Raw genomic sequence first — 22,492 nt, 5'->3', positions numbered from 1 at the left:
GAGGTTTTCATGGCAACTACACGATTAATTTCCATGCACCAGAACAAAGGAAAATCCATTGCAGATTGCCTTGCAGATCGAACTGATTACGCAAAAAATCCCGATAAAACAAATGATGGCGAATACATCAGCTCTTATGAGTGTGACCCTAAAACCGTACAGGGAGAATTTCTTTTATCTAAGAGAATTTATCTCGACATTACAGGCAGAGAACAAACAAACGATGTGATAGCTTATCAGATACGCCAGTCCTTTAAGCCGAGAGAGATTACCCCGGAGCTTGCCAATCAAGTAGGCTATGAATTGGGTATGCGGTTTACAAAAGGCAATCATGCTTTTTTCGTTGCTACTCACATAGATAAGGCTCATATTCATAACCACATCATTTTTAATTCTACATCACTGGACTGCACCAAAAAGTTCCGTGATTTCTTAGGTTCAGGTAGAGCTGTCCGTAAAATATCTGACCGTATTTGTCTTGAAAACGGACTGTCTATTGTTGAAAATCCAAAGCGTGGGAAAAACCATTATGGCAAATGGCTTGGAGATAAAAAACCTGTTTCTCATTCTGAAAAATTAAGGATTGCCATAGATGAAATCCTTAGAAAAAAGCCTGCCGATTTTGATACTTTCTTATTGCAAATGGAACAGGCAGGTTACTCTATTAAACAAGGAAAATATCTTGCCTTTAAAAGCAAAGAGCAAAAAAAATTCATTCGCCTACGTTCTTTGGGGAGTGGATACTCTGAGAAAGAAATCAAGGCAGTTATTGACGGTAAAAAGCCTTTTGCTAACAGAAAAAAAGCAACTGAAAAGACACAATCCCATGTCAATCTTTTAGTGGATATACAGGCAAAATTACAGGCTGGAAAAGGTGCTGGCTATGAACGGTGGGCAAAGATTTTTAACCTAAAACAAATGGCACAGACTATCAATTTTTTGACGGAAAACAATCTGCTTTTCTATGAAGATTTAGAGAAAAAAGCACAGACTGTCAGTGATAATTTCCATGAGCTATCGGCTCAAATTAAAACTGCCGAAAAGCGTATGACGGAGATAGGAAAACTTAAAAATCATATCATAAACTATTCAAAAACTCGTGAGGTTTACACCGCTTACCGTAAGGCGGGATACTCTAAAAAGTTCTATGAAAAACATACTTCTGATTTGCTTTTGCATAAAGCAGCAAAGGCAGCTTTTGATGAATTAGACAGTAAGAAATTACCTACTGTTAAGGCTCTGCAAACGGAATATTCTGTACTACTTTCTGAAAAGAAAAAAGCCTATGCAAAGTATCATTCAGCAAAAAAAGAAATGCAGAATGTACTAACTGCAAAGGCAAATGTTGACCGTCTTTTAGGTCAAGATATAGCGGAGAAAGAAAAAGAAAAATCACAGGATCAGAGATGATTTCTCATGTGATTTATAAGCTCCCAAAGGGAGCGTAGCCGTACAATTTATTGTGCGTTCAATGGGGATTGGGGATACTCCCCAACAAGCAGATTTGCCAAAACTCCCGTAAGGGAATTTTGAGCGAAATCGCAAGGTGTGTACCACCTTGCCCTGCTTGCCACTTGCCACTTGTATCAGGAATTCTGGATACTATTGGTTATACCGACTTTTTAGTTATCCCGACTGTAGGATAAATTCCCAAAAAACTAAGGTATTGATGCTGAGAAAATCGGGATAACTTTTAAAATAAATTAGACTAGTTTAGATGAACTATTAATCTGTATCTAAAAAAGTCGGTATAACATCATCAAAATATTTCTATTTTATTAGCATTATGGCAACAATAGATATAACGGTGTTAATCCCGACTTTATCTATTGGAGAGTGAACAATATGACAGAAGAAATAATAATCAGTAACCTTATTAAAAAGACAGCAGAAGAGTTACTGGAATTGGGGTTGGCTACTCATACCGTCTGGAATAGTTATGGTAGCTATTACCTTCCAATTGTTAAATTTCATGGATTTGACACTTGTATCTCAATGGTTGGGGCATGCTCATTTAGAAACCACAATGATTTATGCCCATGCAGATGCAGAACTCAAACGAAAAGCTATTGAAAAAGCAACTTCTATGCAAAGCCCATTGAATGATAGGTCTGCTGTTCCTCAGTTTGATGTGAGTGATGATGAGGTATTAAAACGATTATATGGATTAAAGTAATGTTATCCCGATTTTTATATCTGTAATTGTTATATTTACAACCATTTTTAAATTTATCGGGATAACTAAAAAGTCGGTATAACTAAACTTATCAGGAATTTCAACTAACTTTAAAAATCATTGCTCAAACTTATCAGGAAAAACATTTTTATCTTAATATATGATTTGTATAAATCAAGCCTAAATACACTAAAACTTATCAGGAACTTTTCTGCGAATACCTACTTGTTCTAAGGTTTTTTCTAAAATTCCTGATAAGTTGTTTTTTCCTGATAACCACAATAATCAGCACGTGATGATTATACCGGTTATCATCAAGAGTTTTTAATCAGCACCGTGAAGAAAAACTGTGAAGGCTTGGGGGTTTCAACTGTTTTTGGTGCTGATTAAAATTTGTTAAATCACACGATGCTGGGCGCACAAAAATGTGGGCTCCGCATTTTCACGGAACCCACACATATTTAACAACTACCACATCGCCAGAATGTCTTCAAGAAGGGTTATCAGGTAAATACACCATCCGTGACACTACGGAAAAATCAATCACCCCAGGCCTTCGCCCCCCTGCCATCCGACCAATCTTCCGATGCAAAAACGCTCGTCGGGTCAATGTACTCACCGTCAATAATCAGGCGAAAATGTAGATGAGGGCCTGTTGCTTCGCCTGTCGAGCCAATATAGCCGATAACGTCGCCTTGCTGCACGGTATCTCCCTCTGCAAGTCCTTCTGCAAATCCAAACAATTTCGAGTAAAAAGTCTGAATACCCCCACCGTGATTCAAAATGACATAATTACCATCCGTTTCATTATCTCCTATCTCAGCGACTGTTCCCTTGTCAGCAGTAAGTACAGGTGTGCCTTCAGGTGCCGGAATATCAATCCCGTTACAAAACACCATTTCCTTCTTCACGGGATGCATGTGGTTACCATATGCAGCGGTAATATGATTACGCCCCGTTACAGGCCACAGATATTTCACGTCGATATTGCTATCGTTCTGTTTATCAGCACTGACATTGATAACATTGTCAATGTCGTTCCCTGTCGAACTGGTATCGATAACATTGTTAATGTCGTTCCCTGTCGAACTGGCAGCCAATGCCAATCCTATACCGCCGATTGCCAGGATTGCTGCAACGGCTAAAACCGTAATAGACTTCTTAGTTTTCTTAACGTTCAACATTCTTATCAATCTCCTTTTAATGTGCTTCTTACTCTCGCATAAGGGAGAATAAAAAGCCGTGTTCATGCCGGAATGGTTGTCCAGCGCGTTCAAAATGCTTCGCCATAATTCTTTCTTTCCTCATGGGACATTTCGGATGCCAATGCCTCGTCGCAGGACAACTCGCCCCATATGCTTACATCCTTGCGGAGAACATGGACGAAGGGGTTAAACCAATGCAGCGTTCCCGCAATCAGCGCAAGCACTTTCACCCATAAATCCTTCCGTTTCAGGTGCATGAGTTCATGGGTCAGAACCAGCTTTAAGTCCGTTTCCGATATGCTGGATGCTGGCAGCAGTATCATGGGGCGGCGCAGCCCCACAAGCATAGGGCTTGTAATTTTGTGGTTCAGCATCAGTTTTACATCACCGTGGACGCCCAAAGCCGCTTTGCGTGAGGAAAGCAGGGTGGCGGGCATATCCTCCGGTATGGGGATACTGTTTTCCAGAAGCCGCTTGCTAAATCTGCGGTAGCAATAGAAATGCCATCCGGCAAATACCATCGCACCCACAAACCAAATGAGCAAAACGGCTCCCATTACTTCTAAAGACAGGTGTTTTTCCATAGCAGCAGGAAGATGTTTCTCCATCAGGGTATCTACTGCATCCACAAAACCGTTTGGCTGTAATGTTTCAGGGATAGCCATAGGTGGCGTTCCAGAAGGATGCCTTGGCGTTATTGTCTTTGGCAAAACAAAAGAAACCTTTCCTACAATAAGGGAAACAGGCAAGAGATAAAAAGCAATTGCCATTTTCCCAATTCCGTATTGCCACTTGGCGGGAAAGATTTTAGCAGTTACAGGCCGAAGTAACAGCATCAACCCGACAACCACACTTCCCGCAATGGACATGGCAAGGAGATTTGAAAACAGATTACTCATTCTTCACACCTGCCTTTTCCGCGAACCAGCGTCTCAAATCAGCTATTTCATCCTTTGTCAGTTCTTTGCCGTCATAAAGTGTTGCCAGGAAGTTTTTGACCGAACCCTCATACAGTGTTTCCAGCAGGCTTTTTGCTTCCCGGCTCCGGTATTCCTCCGGCGACATATGAGGCTCATAGATATTCGTGCGGCCCTGCTGCCTTGTGGAAATCAGAACGCCTTTCTCAACCAGCCTTGCCAGAAAGGTTGCCATTGTCTGCCCTTTCCATTCCTTACCTTTGTTCCGTGCAAATATGTCAAGCAGTTCGCTGGAAGTCATGGGATGGCCAGATGCCCAGATAATTTGCATCACTTCCATTTCCGTTTCCGATAGTTTTTGAAAATTGGTCATGGTGTACACCTCCGTTTATTGCCGTACGTCTGTGATAATTTTACTACACTCATGTAGTGATTTTATATTACTACGAACGCGTGGTGATGTCAAGAGAAATAATACAGAAATTTGCAGGCATGGGTTTATTGGTCCACTACTCGATATTCATAGGCATTAAAAAAATGGTTGATCCCCACAAGCAGTTTCTGCTTAGTTTCAATATAACAATCAGAAAGCCTGCGGTAATCTTGCACTGCGTCGTAAAAAACGACCATCACGAAGAAGCTCCCAATCGTAGAATAATAACTACGATTGGGAGCTGTTGATAGCGAAGCCGGGCGTACGTTGTAGAATGGTTGAACAGAAGTCTCAGTAACATTGGTGTGACGGACTTTCAAATCACAACTGGCTCAGTCGTCTCATTCAGCATATTTATATTCAGGCGGGACGATGTCCTCTTCTGCTTGTGGTTTGTCCAGATTTATCAGCAACACCGGAACAGAATGTGTAATATACCTCTGAAATGTATCTCCATAAGGAACAGCAACTGCCATAATTGTACTTTTTCTATCAAGTTCAGATATGTCTATCGTAAAATCAAATTCTGCCGTCGTGATTTTCTCAAGCGTAACCTCAAGATAGTCTTTACCCGAAATCAAAACCGGCTGTTGGTCGATTAATAGTGTAAGTCTATATTGGGTTGAATTTGCTCCATATAGTTTGATCTTTAAATCTGTATAGCCGTTTGCACCCATTTGTTGTACAATCTGATTCCCGCTGCCATCGTATAATTCGACAATTGGGTCTGAGTCTAAATAATTCGTCCCATCTTCATGCTCATACATTTTATATATTTCATTAGGAATCTCATATGTTCTTGAGGGGAACAATGCCATTTTTTTCGTTGTGGAATCGCTTCCTCTTTCTATTTTAACAGGGATCGAAGGAGCGTTCATTATCTTATGTGTGTTTCCATATAAAGGATAATACTCGTATAGAATATAGGAAGGAGTAAATATATACGCAATATAAAACTCCACAATTTCTTTTTTTTGAAATCCAAGCGGCTCAAAATATAAATTCACATTTGTCGTGGTTTCCTCGCGATGGTCAACAATGTGCATATATTTCTCTTTTTCGTGCATAACACCGTCTACCTTAATTCTGGAAAGTACAGGTATACCCTCGACAAAAACCATGTAACCCTCTGTATAAGTTGGAGTTTCGCTTGCTAAGACTTCGAGTGAAACTTCGATAGGCTCGCCGTTGTATACATCGTATCCCAAGGTATGCGGAGAGTTTACCCTTTTACGCGATATCGTACCCTCCGGCAGTGGTTTTCCTATTGCCGATAATTGACCATAATTACTACTCTCCGAAGTATTAAGGGGATCTATACCCGTCGGCAGTGATTCCGCCGGAATGGGTTCCTTCGCGCAAGATGAAAACAAAAATAATATGCCTATCACCAGAAATACTGCTATCTTTCTCATGTTAATGATCATTCCTTTCAAATTATGAAGATTTTTGTATGCTGGATTATCTATGCGGAATATCTTCTTTTGGTTATTTGGCAGGAACGCGCAACGCGCGTTCCTGCCAGACTACATAAATGCTAATAGACGGTAAATCCGACAAGATTTGTATATTTGGATATTGTCTCAGAGCCGTTATAGAAATCATGCGTACCGTAAGAAGTGTATTTTCCAGCGTTCAAATAGACATATGACGAAACGTAGCTCGTATTATACCCAGAACCAGAACTTGGTGTTGCAACAGTAGCTCCAGTAGAATAATTTACCACTTGGTGAGATGCTTTGATATAGGAGCTTGAGGTAGGGGAAGCTAGAAGTGTTTCTGAGAAACTAAGATTAGGTGAGCCTCCGACTCCGCAATACGTTCCTCCACTAAGTGTGCCGTTTTTCTGAGTAGAGGTAGAAAAACTTGAAGCAGCGAAAGCTGACATCGCACTTACGGACAGAATGGTAATGACCAGGGCCAGAGTCATGATTGATTTAATAGACTTTTTCATTGTAATTCTCCTTTTCTTTTTATTTGGATAATGATAGAAGTGTTATAAATCTGCTGTGTATGAGCGCATTTATGGAAACATTGGAATTACCCCCTTTCATCTCGTATTTTGCGTCTTCTTCCTGTGGGTCGAGTTCAGCCGGGACCCTGCGCTGAGTATTCGATAAAGTCTCCCCCACTTTAATGATGTTGGCTTGCAAGCTTACTTACTAAAGAGATCCCGATAAATGATTTGTAAACGCTATACAAATAATTATGCGACTAAGCCCATGTTGTGAAGTTTAGCAAGTGGAAACCTTGCTTGGGAAGACACCAGCCGAGTCACCAATAGCGAGTCTTGGGTGTCTGGGAGTAATCGCAGCCACTAAGCGTAGCTAGTCAGGTAGTAGGCCTGAAAGTAACTGAGCCTCGAAAAGAGTAACCCAGGAAGGTTGACGGCGTCGAAAGTCTGGAAAACTTGGGTTGAATACAAAAAATAAGGAGAAAAACGTTTGTAATTTGTAAACTTATAAAGAAATATTTCAATTCAAAGGTAAGGCTTAAAGTGTATACAGCTAAAGGCGGGTGGGTTTAGTCCACACAAATAGATACTAAACAACAAAGGCTTTTCGTAATTTTTCTAAAGCCCTACGTTTTGTTTGGTTAACTGCTTGACGTGACGTACCACTTGATTGAGCAATATCCGCTGATGAGTATCCCAAAAAATAAATCGTATATATGATACAAAACTCATGCTGGTTCAAAATTTCATTAAGGCTGGATACTAACAAAGCATCGTCTCTATCAACTGTTGACAAAGATAGTTCTGCGTAATACTTTTCATTCTCATTTAGTCCTGAAAATGGAATTGTTGATTGGAAATATTTGCAGTTAGTCTTAGATTTATTAATATAGCTCGAATATACGGATTTACATATGTATGAAACTATGCCCACTTCACAATTATGACGAAGCCTGCTCATGTCAATGTTTTTAATCAGGTCTAAAAAATCTGCTAATAGGTCGTTGTATGCATCATCATAACTAAGTTTATAGGAGTACTTTTTGAGCAAAGGATTAAACTTATCTACCATAATAAGAATGGAGTCATCGTTTCCTGCCTGCGCATTGAGAATTATATCTTTCAACATAGAACATCCCACCTTTCTATATGATAGAGAGGTGGGATGGGACAAAATGTAAACGATAAATTGTTATTCCATTGTTACAACTTTTTCTGTTTACATTCACCATAGGTATGATTGACTTCAAAAATCTATGTAGCTAAGAGAAGGTAAGGACTAAATTCACAGGAGGCTTGTCAGGTTTATTTTGTTTTTTATTAATACAGTTCTTCATATGTTCCTTATCGTGAAGCAACATATATTTTTTATCTTTCGACATTCTAATTCTCCACCACTTGTTAGATTATTAACAAATTCATAAATGGAAAGTGGATACCGCACATCAAATACTTTGACATTAGCCGAGGTTATATTATTTCCCGTAGTATAAATTGCTTTTGGAATAAAAATAACCCTTTTCATTAGATTTTGTTTTTTTATCTATCAAAAAGGGTTCACTTCAAATCGACATGCGCCGAGTTATGGTATTTTACTACCTTTCTACTACTATTCCTTTTGTAATTTTAAAATTACCTATGACTGTCTTACCGTCTGAAGCATAAAGAGTAATCTCTTTTTCACAAGTTTCTGTATTCATTTTTAGAGCCTCTTCTGGAGTCTTAGGCTGTTTATCAATAAGATCTGAATTTCTCACATATCCAACAGTTCCATCTTCGCCAATTGCTTGAATAAGATCTGGTTCGTTAGCGGGCGAAGTTGCTTTTAACGCAGAGCCGTATGTCTCGCCGGACTCGTTCTTAGGATATTCCGGTGCTGGCATAAAACTTTGATTAAGATATGAATTTGCTGATACCTGGCCTGCTAATCCTAATGAAAAACCAAATGCTAAAATAAGAGTATAAATTAATGTACGCTTTATCCATGCTTTAATTTGCATATGATTCGCCTCCTATAATATTTAAAACAAATATATTAAATTTTTTATACTAATCATATAATCTTTAAATCTTAAAGTCAGCTAACTTTTGTCCAAAAATTAAAAATAATTTTAATATCTTAAAATGAAAGTTATCTTATATGTAAAAAAAGACAGCTCTTCTGTACAACCGCACAGAAGAACCGTCCCCTTGTGTCAATTTCAAAAAAACTATCCTCTTATGTCAATTTATTTTCTTTATATATTTAAATCCATCTTCTATTGATATTATGTTTATACTTCCATTATCTACTTTAAACTTAAAGAAATAATCTGGATTATCGAATATCCAAGATAATGCCAAGCGAATAACACAATCATGGGTGACGAGTAATATGTTCTCCTTATATTGAGATACTTCATCTAAAAATTCCCTTACCCTATTATATACATCTAATAAGCTTTCCCCTTCAGGAATAATATAGCTTTGTGTATCATCTAACCAGGATTTAGTTTCATCAGGATAAATCTCTGATATTTCTTCAAAGGTTTTTCCAGTGAATATTCCAAAGTTAATTTCCCTAATTCTTATATCCTCAGTGCCTATTAATCCTAGGTTCTCCAATGTCTCCACCGTTCTTTTTAACGGACTATAATATACTTTGTCATAGCTAAATTTATTTATTAATTCCTTAGTCTTCTTTATCTGTTCTATACCCTTCTCTGTAAGCCTAGTATCATCCCTGCTAAAAATCCTTTGTATATTATCCTCTGATTCTCCATGGCGTATCATAATTATATCCATAACATCACACTCCAAAAGCTAAGTAAGGAAACAACCTCTCCTAATTCTATAATTGCACCATATACATCTCCAGTCAATCCATCTATCTTTTTATAGGATATGCTTGATATGTATTCTCCAGCTAAAAATGTAATTAGTAATGGAATTAAATACCTTATGTCTAATAATATCAAAATAGCCATATAAATAATCCCACTTGCAATCATTAAACTCTTAGGATTACTTTTATGAAATAAGTCACCTAATCCACCAGGTCTAGCATTCTTCTTATATGATATTATTCTTGCAACCACCAATCTACTATTCGCAAAGGATAAGATTATAGCTAGAGGCAAGTTTTCAATGCTATATATCAATATGAATTTAAATAGAATCAGAAGTACAAGGCTCAGAACTCCAAAGGCACCAATTCTACTATCCTTCATTATTTCTAATGTTCTTTCCTTATCTCTATTGGATAAAAATCCATCAAAGGTATCGGAAAGGCCGTCTATATGTAGACCGCCTGTTAATATTATAGCGGCGAGTAGTGCCAAAAAGGAAGCAACAAGTCTATTGTATGGAGAAATCAAATAATAGATTAATCCTCCAAAGCCTCCTATTATAGCTCCAACTAAAGGAAGAAAGAATATACTGTATCTAATATTCTTTTCATTAAAATCTACATTAATATTAATAGGTATTCTTGAAAAGAACTGTAAAGAAAGTATGAGCCCTTTTATCATTTGATTTTCACTGGTATGCCACAACATACCAAATAAACCTCATCTGCTAATGAAGCGATTCTTTGGTTTATCCTTCCTTGAATATCTCTAAAAACCCTAGATATATGGTGTTCTGGCACTATGGAATCTCCTACTTCATTTGTTACTAAAACCAGATTATAATCTTTTAGCCTAATACCGTTGATTAAATTTTGTATCTCTCGAATTACTGTATCTTCTATTCGCCTTTGCATATCATAATCTATATATTCCACATCTTTTGATATATCGAACATTATATTAGATGTAAGGACAGTGATACAATCAAGTAAGTAATTCACCTCTTTACCTATGGAGTTCTGAAGATCATAGTTCCCCTCATAAGTTCTCCATTCACTTGGTCTAGATTCTTGGTGAAGTTTTACCCTTTCCCTCATTTCAGCATCTGTTATCTTAGATGTGGCTATATATACTACATCTTTTCCATCTTTATATAGATTTTCTGCAAATCGGCTTTTTCCTGATCTAGCTCCGCCTGTGACTAATGTAATCATTTTATCACGACCTTTTATTCTTCTCTTATATCTACTAATGCACCACCATCTAATGATAATGATTCAAATGTTCCCATATGTTCCAATGTATACATTCCGGCTTCTATGATTTGAAATGCCAATGGACATCCTGTTCCTTCTCCTAATCTCATTCCTAGATTCAGCATAGGTTTTAATTGTAGTTCATCCATTACATACTTTGCTCCTGGTTCTCTTGATAAATGAGATGGAATTATATATTCTTTAACTAAAGGATTTAATTTAACAGCACAAAGAGCTGCAGTCGAAGATATAAAACCATCTACTACTATAGGCTTTTTGTTTTTAGCAGCTGATAAAACAATCCACACATTCCACCTATATCAAATCCCCCTACCTTTGCTATTGCATCAATAGGATCTTCCTTATTAGGCTTATTTATTTCTATTCCTCTTCTTATTACATCTTTTTTATTGGAATGTTGCTCATCTGTAAGACCTGCTCCTTTTCCACAGGTTATATCTACATCTAAATTTGTCAAAGCTGATAGAACTGCTGCTGAAGTAGTAGTATTACCTATACCAACTTCTCCAGTACCTAAAATATCATATCCTTCACCGTATAGTTTATCCCCTATTTCAATACCTATCTCTATAGATTTAATTGCCTCCTCATAAGTCATTGCAGGTCCATTTACAAAGTTTTTTGTTCCATTTGCAATTTTTCTATTTATTATCTTCGGATCATCTATTTCTCCTATTACTCCTACATTTACTGTAACAATGTCTGTATTTGCATATTTACCTAAAGTTGCAACTCCTGTCAATCCTTTTGTCATACTTTCCGTTAAAACCTTTGTAAAAATTTGAGGTGCTGAACTTACTCCCTCGTCTGCTACTCCATTATCACCACACATTACAACTATAGCTCTTTTATCTATTTTATTAGCCACTTTACCAGTCATACCTGCTATTTTTATAGTAGCTTCTTCTAATGTACCTAAACTACCAACAGGTTTTACTAAGCCATCCCATTTATCCCTTGCTAATTTTTTTGCTTCCTCATTTGGAGGTGTTATTGAATTTATAGTTTCCTTTAATAGATTCATTTGTATTCCGCCTTTCCTATTTGTTGTCTCTAATTTTCTTGTCATTATGCTCCATTATCTTCTTATTTATATAATCATAACCATTTGGTTTATGAGGTACAAGGCAGTTTGAACAGTCTTTTATACCACGGTTATCTATATGGTTGCCACCACAATTTTCTAAGAAATATAATGGACAATAACAAAACATGCAATTAAATTCTTCTTCATTATTCACTTTATGACATGGAAAATAGTCGCAAGCGGTATTCCTGTAAAATCTATATGAATGCTCCATTTATTTTCCCCCCCTTATTTTTTTCTCTGATTATTTTCTCAATTAAATCTAGATCCTTAACTCCATTTTCAGTTTCTCTCCCTATTACTATTGGTATTACACCTAATTCCTCACAGGCTTGTAATTTTTCTAGAGTACCACCCTTATGTCCACTATCTTTCATTATACAATATTTAGCTTTATATTCGTCAAGCATAACCTTATTATATTCTTTAGAAAATGGACCCAATACTGCCACTATATCCTTCATATGAACATTATGTTTTTTACACTCCTCTATGCTTTCCATAGCTGGAAGTATTCTATAGATAAATCTATTCTTGTCTCGTACCTTTTCAAAATCACCGATATTTTTAGATCCCGTTGTAAAAAATACAGTCCCTGAAATTTTTGATAAATAATCATAAGCCTCATCATAGCTATTTAAATAAATAGCATTTATTTTCAGCTCTATCTTGTCCCTCATATATCTAATATAATATATTTCTAAATCCTTTGCTACTTGTTTTGCATTTTCTGATACTATCTTAGCATAGGGATGGGTTAAATCTACTATTAGTGATATTTTATTTTCTTCACAGAATTTAACCATATCCTTATAACTCATTCTACCTACTAGTAGCTTGTCACTATTTACAAACTCTTTCCCCCCATCTGTGGCTATAGTTACAATGTAGTTATTTAGATCTTTTATCCTATCTACTATTTCCCTAGCTTCACTAGTACCACCTATTATCCAAATCATTTTATATTATATCCCCTCGGTGTAATAATTTTATTATTTTTTATATAGGAATTGGAGTTTCCTATAATAAGTACTGATAACATGTCCACCTTTTTATAGTCTATATTATCTAAAGTAGTGATAATTATTTCTCTGCCTGCTCTACCAGAATTCTTGACTATACCTACTGGAGTTTCTCCTTTTCTATAGTTTAAAATTATATTCACTGCTTTTTCTAAATGTTCTTTTCTTCCCTTTGATTTTGGATTATATATAGCAATAACAAAATCTGCATCTGCTGCTTTTTCTAATCTATTTTCGATTACTTCCCAAGGTGTAAGTAAATCTGATAAACTTATAGAAGCATAATCATGCATAATTGGAGATCCTAGTTCTGCTGCTGCTGAGAATGATGCTGTCACTCCCGGTATTATTTCCACCTCTATATCTTCTGCTAATTCAAGTATTGGTCCCGCCATTCCATAAAGTCCTGCATCTCCTGTACTTATAATCGCTGTGTTTTTTCCACTCCTAACCATATCTATGGCTGCTTTACACCTTTCTATTTCACCCTTCATTCCTGTAGAAAATAATTCTTTATCCTCTACTAATTCTCCAATATATTCTATATATGGTGTATATCCTACTATTACATCACTAACTTTAATTGCTTCTACCGCTCTATAAGTCATATGCTCTCTTCCACCTGGTCCTATTCCTACTACATATAATTTAGCCATTTTTCATCTCCTTCGATATTGATATTGTGATCCCATTATGTTTTGATTTATTTGTGATTAATCTTCCTCCCAGTAAATATGCAGAAGGCTCTGATACGGAATAAACACCTATAGTGTCTTTAACAAATTGAGATTTATCAAATTTGTCTTCTACTTTTTGTATTTCGTCTATAGTAAATATCTTCATTGGACAATGGAAATGTTTTGCTGCTTCGATAATTCCATCTTCATCTTTTTTTACTTCAACTGTACCAATAGCTTTTATACTTTGACTAGATAGATTTATCTCCATAAGAGCTGTTTCTATCGCCTCTATAATCCGTACCCCTTCCATTCCTTTCCTACATCCTATACCAATATTAATATTTCTTGGCCTTAAATATGTAGTTGGAATATCTATGTCCTCTAGCTTAAAATTTTGTGAACTAACTATAATTATTCCTTTTACATTAGGATGTATATAATCTAAATCTTCTAAAGTTATAATATTAGGATAATCTATAATTGCATTATCCTCTGAATAGAATCCAATAGTTCTTTCATTTACCATCATTGCTGTAATCTTTGTCACCGATTTTATATCTTCTATATAATAGTTGTTTTTTTGGGCAAATAAATCGATTGACTCTATTCTCCTATTATCTGAGGCTGTAGTAATAACTGGGATTGCATTTATCTTTTCTCCTATCCATTTAGACAATTCATTTGCTCCGCCTAAATGTCCTGACAATAATGATATGGAAAATCTTCCATAGTCATCTACTACCACAACAGCAGGATCTATTGTTTTATGCTTTATATATGGATTTATCATCCTTATGGCTATTCCAGTAGATGAAATAAATACAAACCCATCATATTCTTTCCAAGCATAATTTAATAAGTTTTTTATTCCACCATATATATCTTCATTGGCATAATGGTGGATTATATATGATTTACTTTCTTTATCTAATCTTTTTAGTTTATCACCTAGTTTTTTTCCATTCTCAGTAAATGATAAACAAGCTATTTTCATTTTGATGCACTCCTGAATTTATGGGTAAAACTTGGGTCATATAGCTTTGACCTTTCATATTCACCTTCTATGAAATTACCCACTAAAATTTGAGCCATCTTATTAATGTTTTCTTTTTTTACCTTTTCTTCAATATCCTTAAGTGTGCCAAATATTATTTTTTCATCTTCCCAAGTAGCCTTGTATACTATAGCAACTGGTACATTGTCATTTACATACCCTTTTACTAATTTTTCTACTACTCTATCTATTTCTTGTACTGACAGAAATATCGCCATTGAAGCTTTATGCTTAGCCAAGGATTCTAAATCTTCTTCTTCTGGTACTGGAGTACGTCCCTCTATTCGAGTCAAGATTATGGTTTGACTTACATCCGGAAGTGTAAACTCTTTCTTAATAGATGCACAAGCTGCTGTAAAGGAACTAACACCTGGTACCACTTCATAGGAAATACCTTTAGCATCTAATAAATCCATTTGTTCCCTTATTGCTCCATATATTGTAGGATCTCCCGTATGCAATCTAACTACCTTTAAATTATCTTTTACAGATCTTTCTATTACCTCAACTACCTCTTCCAAAGTCATTGAAGCTGAATTATGGAATTCAGTTTCTTCTTTACAAAATTCTAAATGTTCCTTAGATACTAATGATCCTGCATATATGACTACATCAGCCTCTTCCAAAAGTCTCCTACCTTTAATTGTTATTAAGTCAACATTTCCTGGTCCTGCCCCTACAAAGCTAATCATACTCCTTCACTCCTTTTGCTATAAAAATTGGATTTTGCCCTTTTAAAAGTCCTATTTTATCCATAGATGACACTTGAATTAATTGTACTTCTATATCTTTGTAATTATATTTATTTAATAGTTGAATGAACTGAGTTACATTTTTTAAGGTTATAAAATTTCCGCATATTATCCCATCATTCTCTAATTTTTTTTGCAGATACAAAAATATGTCTTCTAGTTTTCCTCCAGATCCTCCTATGAAGCACTTATTAAAGCTCTCATTTGGAAGGCTATCTGGAGCTTGTCCATGGATTATATTAACTCCTGCGTTGAATTTTTCACTATTTGTTCTTATTAATTCTATGCCTTCAACTTCTCTTTCTATTGCCCACACCTTAGCACCATGAAGTGATGCTTCTATAGATATAGATCCTGTCCCTGCTCCTATATCCAATAATCTATCTCCTTCTTCTATGGCTAAATATCCCAATGTAAGTAGCCTAATATTGAACTTAGTCATAGGGATATTGCCTCTTATAAACTCTTCATCTTTAATCCATTTCATTTTCAACTACCACCACTCCAAGAGATGAAATATTTTCTATTTCTTCTCCAATATTTTTCATAATTATTTTTTCATTCTCATAGGACAAATTAAATCCTGCATAAATCTTTCCTCTAATGTCTAATTCATATAACTCCTTTGATATCTTATTAGGGGTATTTTCCTTATCTATTAACAATATACTAAGCTTATGTGATTTGATATTTTCTAGATTCTCATCTCTTCCATGAAGAGATAAAAAATTTGCATTCTGCCATGACTTCTGAAGCTTTCCCATCATATATTGAAATGAAGATAGTCCAGGTAGTACTTCTTGTATATCAAGACCTTTCTTCTTTAGAAAATCGACTATTCCAAAAAAGTTTGGATCTCCAGAAGCAAGTAATAGTATTTCCTTTTTCCCATCTATATAATTTAATATTTCTTCTACCTTATTTACTTCTATAATATCCTCCCTAATGATTTTAAGGGAATTTACCACTCTCCCAAAGGCTAAAATATGCCTTGCTTCTTCTATTTTCGTTCTGACATCATAGGTTAAATACTTTGGATTCCCTGGTCCTACTCCTGCTACAATTAACATATATCCACCCCTTTTTCCATGGAATATATGATTACCTTTACTTTATAATTTTCATCCTTTAGATATTTCCTAATCCTATCCTCTGCCCCTTTTTCCATATGTCTTATAACTTCACCATAACCAGAGTCTATGCATATGTTTAATCCTTCTTCTGCCGTAATGGTATCATTTACTCTATTGAGTAATTCCATTGGTGCTCCCATCAGAGCCAAATAATATATAAAAGCTTCCATTCTTCCATCACATATTTTACTATGGGTATTGAAAACACCTATAGATAGCTTTGCAAATTTGCCAATATGTCCTATTAAGGTCACAGACTTAAAACCTTTGTTATATACATACAGCAGACTATCCCCTATAAAGTTAGATATCTTTACTTTTCCTTCCTTTAGCCCCAATTCTTCTGATAATTTTTCCCCATAATTTCCCGGTACTAAGATTATATTATCTTTCCCCTGACTTTCAGCCAGCATATCCACTTCCATATATATGGTTTTTACAAGAGCTTCCTCTGACATTGGATATACTATCCCTTTTGTGCCTATAATAGATATTCCACCTTCAATGCCAATATTTTTATTAAAAGTTTTTTTCCCTATTTCTTCTCCTTGAGGTGCAAATATTAAAATATCATATCCACTATTTGAAACCTCTTTTACCTCTTTTTGAATCATTTCTCTTGGTACAGGATTAATGGCCGCTTCATCAATTTCTCCAAATAAACCTTTTCTCTTTATTCTTCCGATCCCCCTACCACCTTCTATAAAAATTTGTCCATCATCTCGTTTAGATACCGTTGCATATATTTCTATCCCGTCTGTATTATCCGGATCATCTCCAGCATCCTTTATGATTGAACATGTTGCTCTATTCCCTTCAATCGATGGATTATTTACCTCAAGTTTTAATCTAATATTTGCTGGCGTATCTATCTCTATATATTTTATTATCTTACCTGTATCAAGCATAGTAGCTGCCGCCTTAGCTGCTCCCGTCGCACAAGATCCTGTGGTATATCCACATCTTAGATGTTTTCCTTCTTTTATTATATATAAATCTAAAGTCATCTACCTACCACCATATATAATAAGGCATTAATAATAGAAGCAGCTACATTACTTCCACCTTTATTACCTACTGTGGATATAGATGGTATATCAAATTCTCTTAAATATTCCTTAGACTCTGCTGCCCCAACAAACCCTACAGGCACTCCTACTATAAATCGTGGATTAGCTTTACCTTCCTTGACTAGTTCTAGTATTCTAAACAATGCAGTAGGTGCATTGCCTATTACAAATATATCTATACCATCTTGAACAGCTAAGTCTACTGCACAAGCTGATCTCGTAGTTCCTAATTCTTTAGATAATGAAAATACTCTCTCATCATCTATATAACATTTTAGCTCACAACCAGCTTTTTCTAAGGCAGATTTATTAATCCCTGTATATGCCATTTTAGTATCCGTAAATATAGTTACTTTTTCTAAAATAGATTTTTTAGCCTCTCCAATAAAATCATTTTTAAATATAATTATATTCCTATAATCAAAATCTCCAGTTGTGTGTATCATTCTCTTAGCTATTATCTTTTCTTCTTCTGAGAAATTAGTATCTCCCATAACTTCATCTATAATATCCATACTTTTATTCTCTATTTCCATAGGGTTTTTAATATACAATTTTATCCCTCTTTTCTTATTTTCTCTACAATATCCAGTAGATAATTAAAATTTTCAATATTTCCAAGGAAATTAATATGCTGATAATATGCTAAAACGTTTTTATAGGTATATCCACACTGCCAAACTTTTTTATCATTCATTGGCTTTGTAATATGAAATACTGAATCCCCATTTATATCTATTGTAGAACGATGGTATTCATTTCCAGTGATTATGCTACCTTGTCTTCCTATTATAGTATCCTGATTTAATTCCATATTCACATATCCAAATCTCTGTAATTTATCTGTCATAATAGCATTGCCATTAAATAGATTACACATAGGACAATTTTCTATTGAAGATACCAAGTACATAAGTCCTCCAGCCTCAGCTATAATGGTTTTCCCTCTCAAGGCATTTTCTCTTATGGAGCTTATCATATCTATATTTGATGATAGTTCATATCTATATAGCTCTGGATATCCCCCGCCAATATATATAAGGTCTGCCTTTGGAACATTTTTATCTCTAATTGGAGAAAAATATTTTACTTTACAGATATTCTCTAATAAATTTAGATTTTCATTATAATAAAAGTTAAATGCCTCATCATAGGCTATTGCTACTTCTATATCTCTTTTCTCCTGATATTCATAGGGGGAAATATCAACTGAACTAGCTAATTCAATTACTCTATCTATATCTATTGTTTTTTCCACAGCTTCTGCTGCTTTAGATATTAATTCCTCACAATCATCATTTTCATAGATTTGCATTAGTCCCAGATATCTACTTTCTACTTCTAGGGATGTATCTTGAGGTAGATATCCTAATACTTCAATATTTATATACTCTTCTATTTTTTCCTTTAGTAATTGATATATATCCTTACTAACCTTATTAAGTATAATCCCCTTTATCTTTGAACTATGGAACTCTACCATACCTTTCATTTTGGGTATAGCTGAAAACATTTCACCTTGAGGTTTATATACTAATATTGCAGGAATATCTAATTCCTTTGATATATCAAAGCTGGAATTTTCAAAGGTGTTATATATACCATCAAAATATCCCATAACACCTTCTATAATTCCATATTCTCCACAATTCATGGATAAGGATTCTCTTATTCCCTTCCTTCCCATTAAGTGAATATCAAGGTTTCCTGATCTCTTTCCTGACGCAAGTTCCAGATATTTAGTATCGATGAAATCTGGTCCTGTTTTGAATGCAGATACATCTAATCCCCTATTTTTAACTGCCCTAATAATACCAAGTGTAATTGTTGTCTTTCCAGTATTGCTAGACGGAGCTGTAATCATTATGGATTTCATTTACATACACTCCAATTCATTAAAGATTTCTATAAGTCTCTTATTATTTTCTCTGTTCTTTATGGCAACTCTAATATAATGATGATTAAGTCCTATAAAACTCGAACATTTTCTTATGACTATTCCTCTCTTAAGAAAAAATTAAATACATATTCTTCATTCCATTTTAATAATTTAATCAAAATATAATTAGTCTCTGTCAAAAATACTTTTATATTAGAAAGTTTCGATAACTCTTGGTGCATATATTGTCTTTCTTTTTCAACATATCTTTTACTTTCTTCTATATATCCCTTATCACTAAATATAAAATTACCTGCTGCCTCCGCAAAGGAATTTATGCTCCATGGCAGTTCTATCTTAGATATTTTTTCTACCAATTCTGTAGATGTACATCCATATCCTAGTCTAATCCCAGGTAGTGCAAAAAATTTTGTAGCAGCCCTTATAATCCCTAAATTTTCATAATTAGTTTGCCTAAACAATTCTATACTGTCATAATCTATAGGACAAAACTCGAAAAAAGCTTCATCTAATAGTAAATATGCTCCAGATTTATTAATAACATTGTATAACATTATTAATTCTATTTTATCTATCCTAAGCCCAGTAGGATTGTTGGGATTCCCCAATATTATTAAATCACCTTTTTGTATTTTGTTTCCTATAGTTAAAATATCTATTGTAAAATCAAGATTATATGGAATTCTAATTATTTCTTTTCCATGTATGATTGCCCTTTTTTCATATTCCGAAAAAGAAGGGGTGGAAACCAATACTCTATTAGCTAAAATTATAAAATTATCTATTAATTCTACTGCTCCATTTCCTATTATAGTATTATTCTCACTACAGCTTAGGTAGTTAGCTATAGATTTTTTTAGTCTTCTATATTTAATATCTGGATATGATTGAATATTCTTAAAACCATCTATTAAGGCTTTTTCTAATCCTTTAGGTGGTCCCAATGGATTTATATTACTACTATAATCTATTAATTCTCCATCATAATACTTTTCATAGGATAATAAATCTCCTCCATGCTCCATTTTATCACCTTCCTTATATAATAATGAATAGTGAATAGTTTTAAAAGCAGTGAATAGCCAATAGTTAAGAGTGAATAGTTTTTAGTAAAATTTTTAGGTCTTTTAATTATTCACTATGTTCTCAATTATTTACTATTAGCTATTAACTATCTTTAAACTATTCACCATTAGTTGTTCACTATTCACTATGTTTTAACTTATGTGGTATAAAGTATGGACAATCGTTTATTTCATCTTGATATATATGAGCTTCTATTCTAAATACATCCTTTAGCATCTTAGTTTGTAATATATTATTCGGTTTTCCACACTCACATATCTGTCCATCTCTTAATACATAGATATTATCTGAATATCTGGCAGCTTGATTTAAATCATGTAAAACCATTATAACTGTAATACCTAAAGATTCATTTAACTCCTTTACCAACTCTAATACTTCTAATTGATAGGATATATCTAAATATGTAGTAGGTTCATCAAGAATTAGTATCTTCGGTTTCTGTGCTAGTGCCATTGCTATCCAAGCTCTTTGTCTCTCTCCGCCTGATAGAGTTGCTATATATCTATCTCTAAGTTTTATCAGCCCAGTTTTTTCAATTGCCCAATGGATAATATCTCTATCATCTTTTTTTATTCTTTTTCCAAATCCTAAATGGGGATATCTTCCATAGGATACAAGATTCTCTATAGTAACATCAGCTGATACATTCTTTACTTGTGGCAATATAGCCACTTCCCTTGCTATTTTTTTTGTAGGTATTTGATATATATCTTTTCCATCAAGATATATATCCCCTGAATGGGATTTGATACACCTTGACAATGCCTTAATGAGTGTAGTTTTGCCTGATCCATTTGGTCCAATGATAGCAACTATCTCACCATTATTCACCTTAAAATTGGCATCTTTTAATACTACCTTATCTCCATATTTAACTTGTAAATTTTTGGTTTCCATACCCATTATTTCATTGCCTCCTTTTTTCTTAATAAATAAAGAAAAAACGGTGCTCCAAGTGCTGACATTATAATACCTACTGGAATCTCCATTGGTGCAAATAATATTCTTGACAGAGTATCACAAATCATAACAATCGATGAACCAAAAAATATAGTTCCAGGAAAAAGATATCTATAATCCGAACCAATAAACAATCTTGTCATATGAGGTACAATAAGTCCAACAAAACCTAATAATCCTACTACAGATACTGCTGCTCCTGCTAATAAGGAGGAAATTATTATAAAAACAAATCTAGTTCTTTCAACCTTCACACCTAATCCTGTAGCAACCTCATCTCCCAGCATAAGGATATTTAATTTATCTGGTAGAAATAATATTAGTATCGTTCCTAACACTGCATATGGTAAGATTATTCTTACATCCTTCCAAGTTATAGCTGAAAGGCCTCCAACCATAAATCCTAAAACTCCATGGACTCTATCAGGAAAAAATGTCATTAGACCATTAGTACCTGCACTAAATAAAGATGATACTGCTACTCCCGCTAAGACTAACCTTGTGGGAAGTACACCTTCTTTCCATGCCAAAGAATATATAAATAAGGTCGCAGATAAAGCACCAATAAATGCACCTATTGGCACTAGATAATAATACTTTGGAAAAATTATAAGAATAATAAGAGCAAAGAAGCCTCCTCCAGAGGAAACTCCTATAATATTTGGTCCTGCCAAAGGATTTCTCATTATTCCTTGAAGTATAGCACCAGATAATGACAGACATATGCCCACTAAGGCTGCGACTATAGTTCTTGGTAATCTTACATTCCATATTATTTGATATTTTACAGTATCCTTCTCATATAAAATAGATTTAATTATTTGTAAAGGGTTTATTTTTACCGCTCCATTGCCAACACTAAAGAAAAAACTGGCTATGAATAAGATAATAAAGATAGTAATCATTGTACTTTTTTTAGGTCCTTCTTTTATATATTTAATCATAGCCTACTCCT

At 34.6% G+C, this 22,492-nt stretch carries 25 protein-coding genes and 1 pseudogene; 2 read left to right on the top strand and 24 right to left on the bottom strand.

Features of this window, described 5'->3' with window-relative positions; genetic code table 11:
• The first annotated feature begins 9 nt into the window (after positions 1–9).
• Together CIW83_RS09195 and CIW83_RS09190 are read left to right on the top strand one after the other, a co-directional pair.
• Positions 10–1,410 (top strand): relaxase/mobilization nuclease domain-containing protein, encoded by a 1,401-nt coding sequence (locus tag CIW83_RS09195; RefSeq protein ID WP_094900540.1) that lies wholly within the window; start codon positions 10–12, stop codon positions 1,408–1,410.
• A gap of 529 nt (positions 1,411–1,939) precedes the next feature.
• The gene (locus CIW83_RS09190; protein ID WP_094900539.1) at positions 1,940–2,176 is read left to right on the top strand and encodes a hypothetical protein; all 237 of its coding nucleotides are present in this window, start codon (positions 1,940–1,942) and stop codon (positions 2,174–2,176) included.
• 539 nt (positions 2,177–2,715) lie between these two features.
• Here the strand turns inward: CIW83_RS09190 and CIW83_RS09185 are convergent.
• The 24 genes and pseudogenes from CIW83_RS09185 to CIW83_RS09070 form a co-directional block, all read right to left on the bottom strand.
• The gene (locus CIW83_RS09185) at positions 2,716–3,360 is read right to left on the bottom strand and encodes a M23 family metallopeptidase (protein WP_158220065.1); all 645 of its coding nucleotides are present in this window, start codon (positions 3,358–3,360) and stop codon (positions 2,716–2,718) included.
• 89 nt (positions 3,361–3,449) lie between these two features.
• The gene (locus CIW83_RS09180; RefSeq protein WP_094900537.1) at positions 3,450–4,280 is read right to left on the bottom strand and encodes a M56 family metallopeptidase; all 831 of its coding nucleotides are present in this window, start codon (positions 4,278–4,280) and stop codon (positions 3,450–3,452) included.
• Entirely contained in the window at positions 4,273–4,671 is a 399-nt protein-coding gene (locus CIW83_RS09175; RefSeq protein WP_094900536.1) for a BlaI/MecI/CopY family transcriptional regulator, read from the bottom strand. The genes CIW83_RS09180 and CIW83_RS09175 overlap by 8 nt, the downstream gene beginning before the upstream one ends.
• Positions 4,672–5,072: 401 nt before the next feature.
• Positions 5,073–6,146 carry a hypothetical protein gene (locus CIW83_RS09170; RefSeq protein ID WP_094900535.1) on the bottom strand — a complete coding sequence of 358 codons (1,074 nt, stop codon included), beginning with the start codon at positions 6,144–6,146 and terminating at the stop codon, positions 5,073–5,075.
• Positions 6,147–6,268: 122 nt separating this feature from the next.
• Entirely contained in the window at positions 6,269–6,685 is a 417-nt protein-coding gene (locus tag CIW83_RS09165) for a hypothetical protein (protein ID WP_094900534.1), read from the bottom strand.
• Between the two features lie 589 nt (positions 6,686–7,274).
• Complete coding sequence (locus tag CIW83_RS09160; RefSeq protein WP_094900533.1) at positions 7,275–7,814, bottom strand: sigma-70 family RNA polymerase sigma factor; 540 nt, start codon at positions 7,812–7,814, stop codon at positions 7,275–7,277.
• 466 nt (positions 7,815–8,280) lie between these two features.
• Positions 8,281–8,685, bottom strand: a complete 405-nt coding sequence (locus CIW83_RS09155; RefSeq protein WP_094900532.1) for a hypothetical protein — start codon at positions 8,683–8,685, stop codon at positions 8,281–8,283.
• A gap of 223 nt (positions 8,686–8,908) precedes the next feature.
• Entirely contained in the window at positions 8,909–9,469 is a 561-nt protein-coding gene (locus CIW83_RS09150) for a histidine phosphatase family protein (RefSeq protein ID WP_094900531.1), read from the bottom strand.
• Positions 9,460–10,221: an adenosylcobinamide-GDP ribazoletransferase gene (cobS, locus tag CIW83_RS09145; protein ID WP_094900530.1), complete on the bottom strand. Its 762-nt coding sequence runs from the start codon at positions 10,219–10,221 to the stop codon at positions 9,460–9,462. The genes CIW83_RS09150 and cobS overlap by 10 nt, the downstream gene beginning before the upstream one ends.
• Positions 10,191–10,727 carry a bifunctional adenosylcobinamide kinase/adenosylcobinamide-phosphate guanylyltransferase gene (gene cobU / locus CIW83_RS09140; RefSeq protein WP_094900529.1) on the bottom strand — a complete coding sequence of 179 codons (537 nt, stop codon included), beginning with the start codon at positions 10,725–10,727 and terminating at the stop codon, positions 10,191–10,193. The genes cobS and cobU overlap by 31 nt, the downstream gene beginning before the upstream one ends.
• A gap of 14 nt (positions 10,728–10,741) precedes the next feature.
• Positions 10,742–11,814 (bottom strand): annotated as a pseudogene (cobT, locus tag CIW83_RS09135) (nicotinate-nucleotide--dimethylbenzimidazole phosphoribosyltransferase).
• 16 nt (positions 11,815–11,830) lie between these two features.
• Positions 11,831–12,091: a cysteine-rich small domain-containing protein gene (locus tag CIW83_RS09130; protein WP_094900528.1), complete on the bottom strand. Its 261-nt coding sequence runs from the start codon at positions 12,089–12,091 to the stop codon at positions 11,831–11,833.
• Positions 12,075–12,836, bottom strand: coding sequence for a precorrin-6A reductase (gene cobK, locus CIW83_RS09125; RefSeq protein ID WP_094900527.1), 762 nt, complete (start codon positions 12,834–12,836; stop codon positions 12,075–12,077). The genes CIW83_RS09130 and cobK overlap by 17 nt, the downstream gene beginning before the upstream one ends.
• A complete protein-coding gene (cobJ, locus tag CIW83_RS09120; protein ID WP_094900526.1) occupies positions 12,833–13,555 on the bottom strand; it encodes a precorrin-3B C(17)-methyltransferase in 723 nt (240 codons plus the stop codon). The genes cobK and cobJ overlap by 4 nt, the downstream gene beginning before the upstream one ends.
• The gene (cbiG, locus tag CIW83_RS09115) at positions 13,548–14,573 is read right to left on the bottom strand and encodes a cobalt-precorrin 5A hydrolase (RefSeq protein ID WP_094900525.1); all 1,026 of its coding nucleotides are present in this window, start codon (positions 14,571–14,573) and stop codon (positions 13,548–13,550) included. The genes cobJ and cbiG overlap by 8 nt, the downstream gene beginning before the upstream one ends.
• The gene (gene cobM, locus CIW83_RS09110; RefSeq protein WP_094900524.1) at positions 14,570–15,325 is read right to left on the bottom strand and encodes a precorrin-4 C(11)-methyltransferase; all 756 of its coding nucleotides are present in this window, start codon (positions 15,323–15,325) and stop codon (positions 14,570–14,572) included. The genes cbiG and cobM overlap by 4 nt, the downstream gene beginning before the upstream one ends.
• The gene (cbiT, locus tag CIW83_RS09105; RefSeq protein WP_094900523.1) at positions 15,318–15,872 is read right to left on the bottom strand and encodes a precorrin-6Y C5,15-methyltransferase (decarboxylating) subunit CbiT; all 555 of its coding nucleotides are present in this window, start codon (positions 15,870–15,872) and stop codon (positions 15,318–15,320) included. Before cbiT ends, cobM begins: the two co-directional genes overlap by 8 nt.
• Positions 15,859–16,455 carry a precorrin-6y C5,15-methyltransferase (decarboxylating) subunit CbiE gene (cbiE, locus tag CIW83_RS09100; RefSeq protein WP_094900522.1) on the bottom strand — a complete coding sequence of 199 codons (597 nt, stop codon included), beginning with the start codon at positions 16,453–16,455 and terminating at the stop codon, positions 15,859–15,861. The genes cbiT and cbiE overlap by 14 nt, the downstream gene beginning before the upstream one ends.
• Positions 16,449–17,525 carry a cobalt-precorrin-5B (C(1))-methyltransferase CbiD gene (cbiD, locus tag CIW83_RS09095; protein WP_094900521.1) on the bottom strand — a complete coding sequence of 359 codons (1,077 nt, stop codon included), beginning with the start codon at positions 17,523–17,525 and terminating at the stop codon, positions 16,449–16,451. Before cbiD ends, cbiE begins: the two co-directional genes overlap by 7 nt.
• On the bottom strand, positions 17,522–18,142 hold the full coding sequence (locus CIW83_RS09090) for a precorrin-8X methylmutase (RefSeq protein WP_094900520.1): 621 nt from the start codon (positions 18,140–18,142) through the stop codon (positions 17,522–17,524). The genes cbiD and CIW83_RS09090 overlap by 4 nt, the downstream gene beginning before the upstream one ends.
• Before the next feature lie 2 nt (positions 18,143–18,144).
• Positions 18,145–19,464, bottom strand: a complete 1,320-nt coding sequence (locus tag CIW83_RS09085; protein ID WP_094900519.1) for a cobyrinate a,c-diamide synthase — start codon at positions 19,462–19,464, stop codon at positions 18,145–18,147.
• Between the two features lie 119 nt (positions 19,465–19,583).
• Positions 19,584–20,513: a histidinol-phosphate transaminase gene (locus CIW83_RS09080; RefSeq protein ID WP_235601278.1), complete on the bottom strand. Its 930-nt coding sequence runs from the start codon at positions 20,511–20,513 to the stop codon at positions 19,584–19,586.
• Positions 20,514–20,691: 178 nt separating this feature from the next.
• Entirely contained in the window at positions 20,692–21,480 is a 789-nt protein-coding gene (locus CIW83_RS09075) for an ABC transporter ATP-binding protein (protein WP_094900518.1), read from the bottom strand.
• Entirely contained in the window at positions 21,480–22,481 is a 1,002-nt protein-coding gene (locus tag CIW83_RS09070) for an iron ABC transporter permease (protein ID WP_094900517.1), read from the bottom strand. Before CIW83_RS09070 ends, CIW83_RS09075 begins: the two co-directional genes overlap by 1 nt.
• Positions 22,482–22,492: the final 11 nt, after the last annotated feature.

Source organism: Tissierella sp. P1 (assembly GCF_002266425.1).
In the GTDB taxonomy this organism is placed as follows: Bacteria; Bacillota; Clostridia; order Tissierellales; family Tissierellaceae; genus Tissierella; species Tissierella carlieri.
This window is presented reverse-complemented; position numbering and strand designations above follow the sequence as displayed.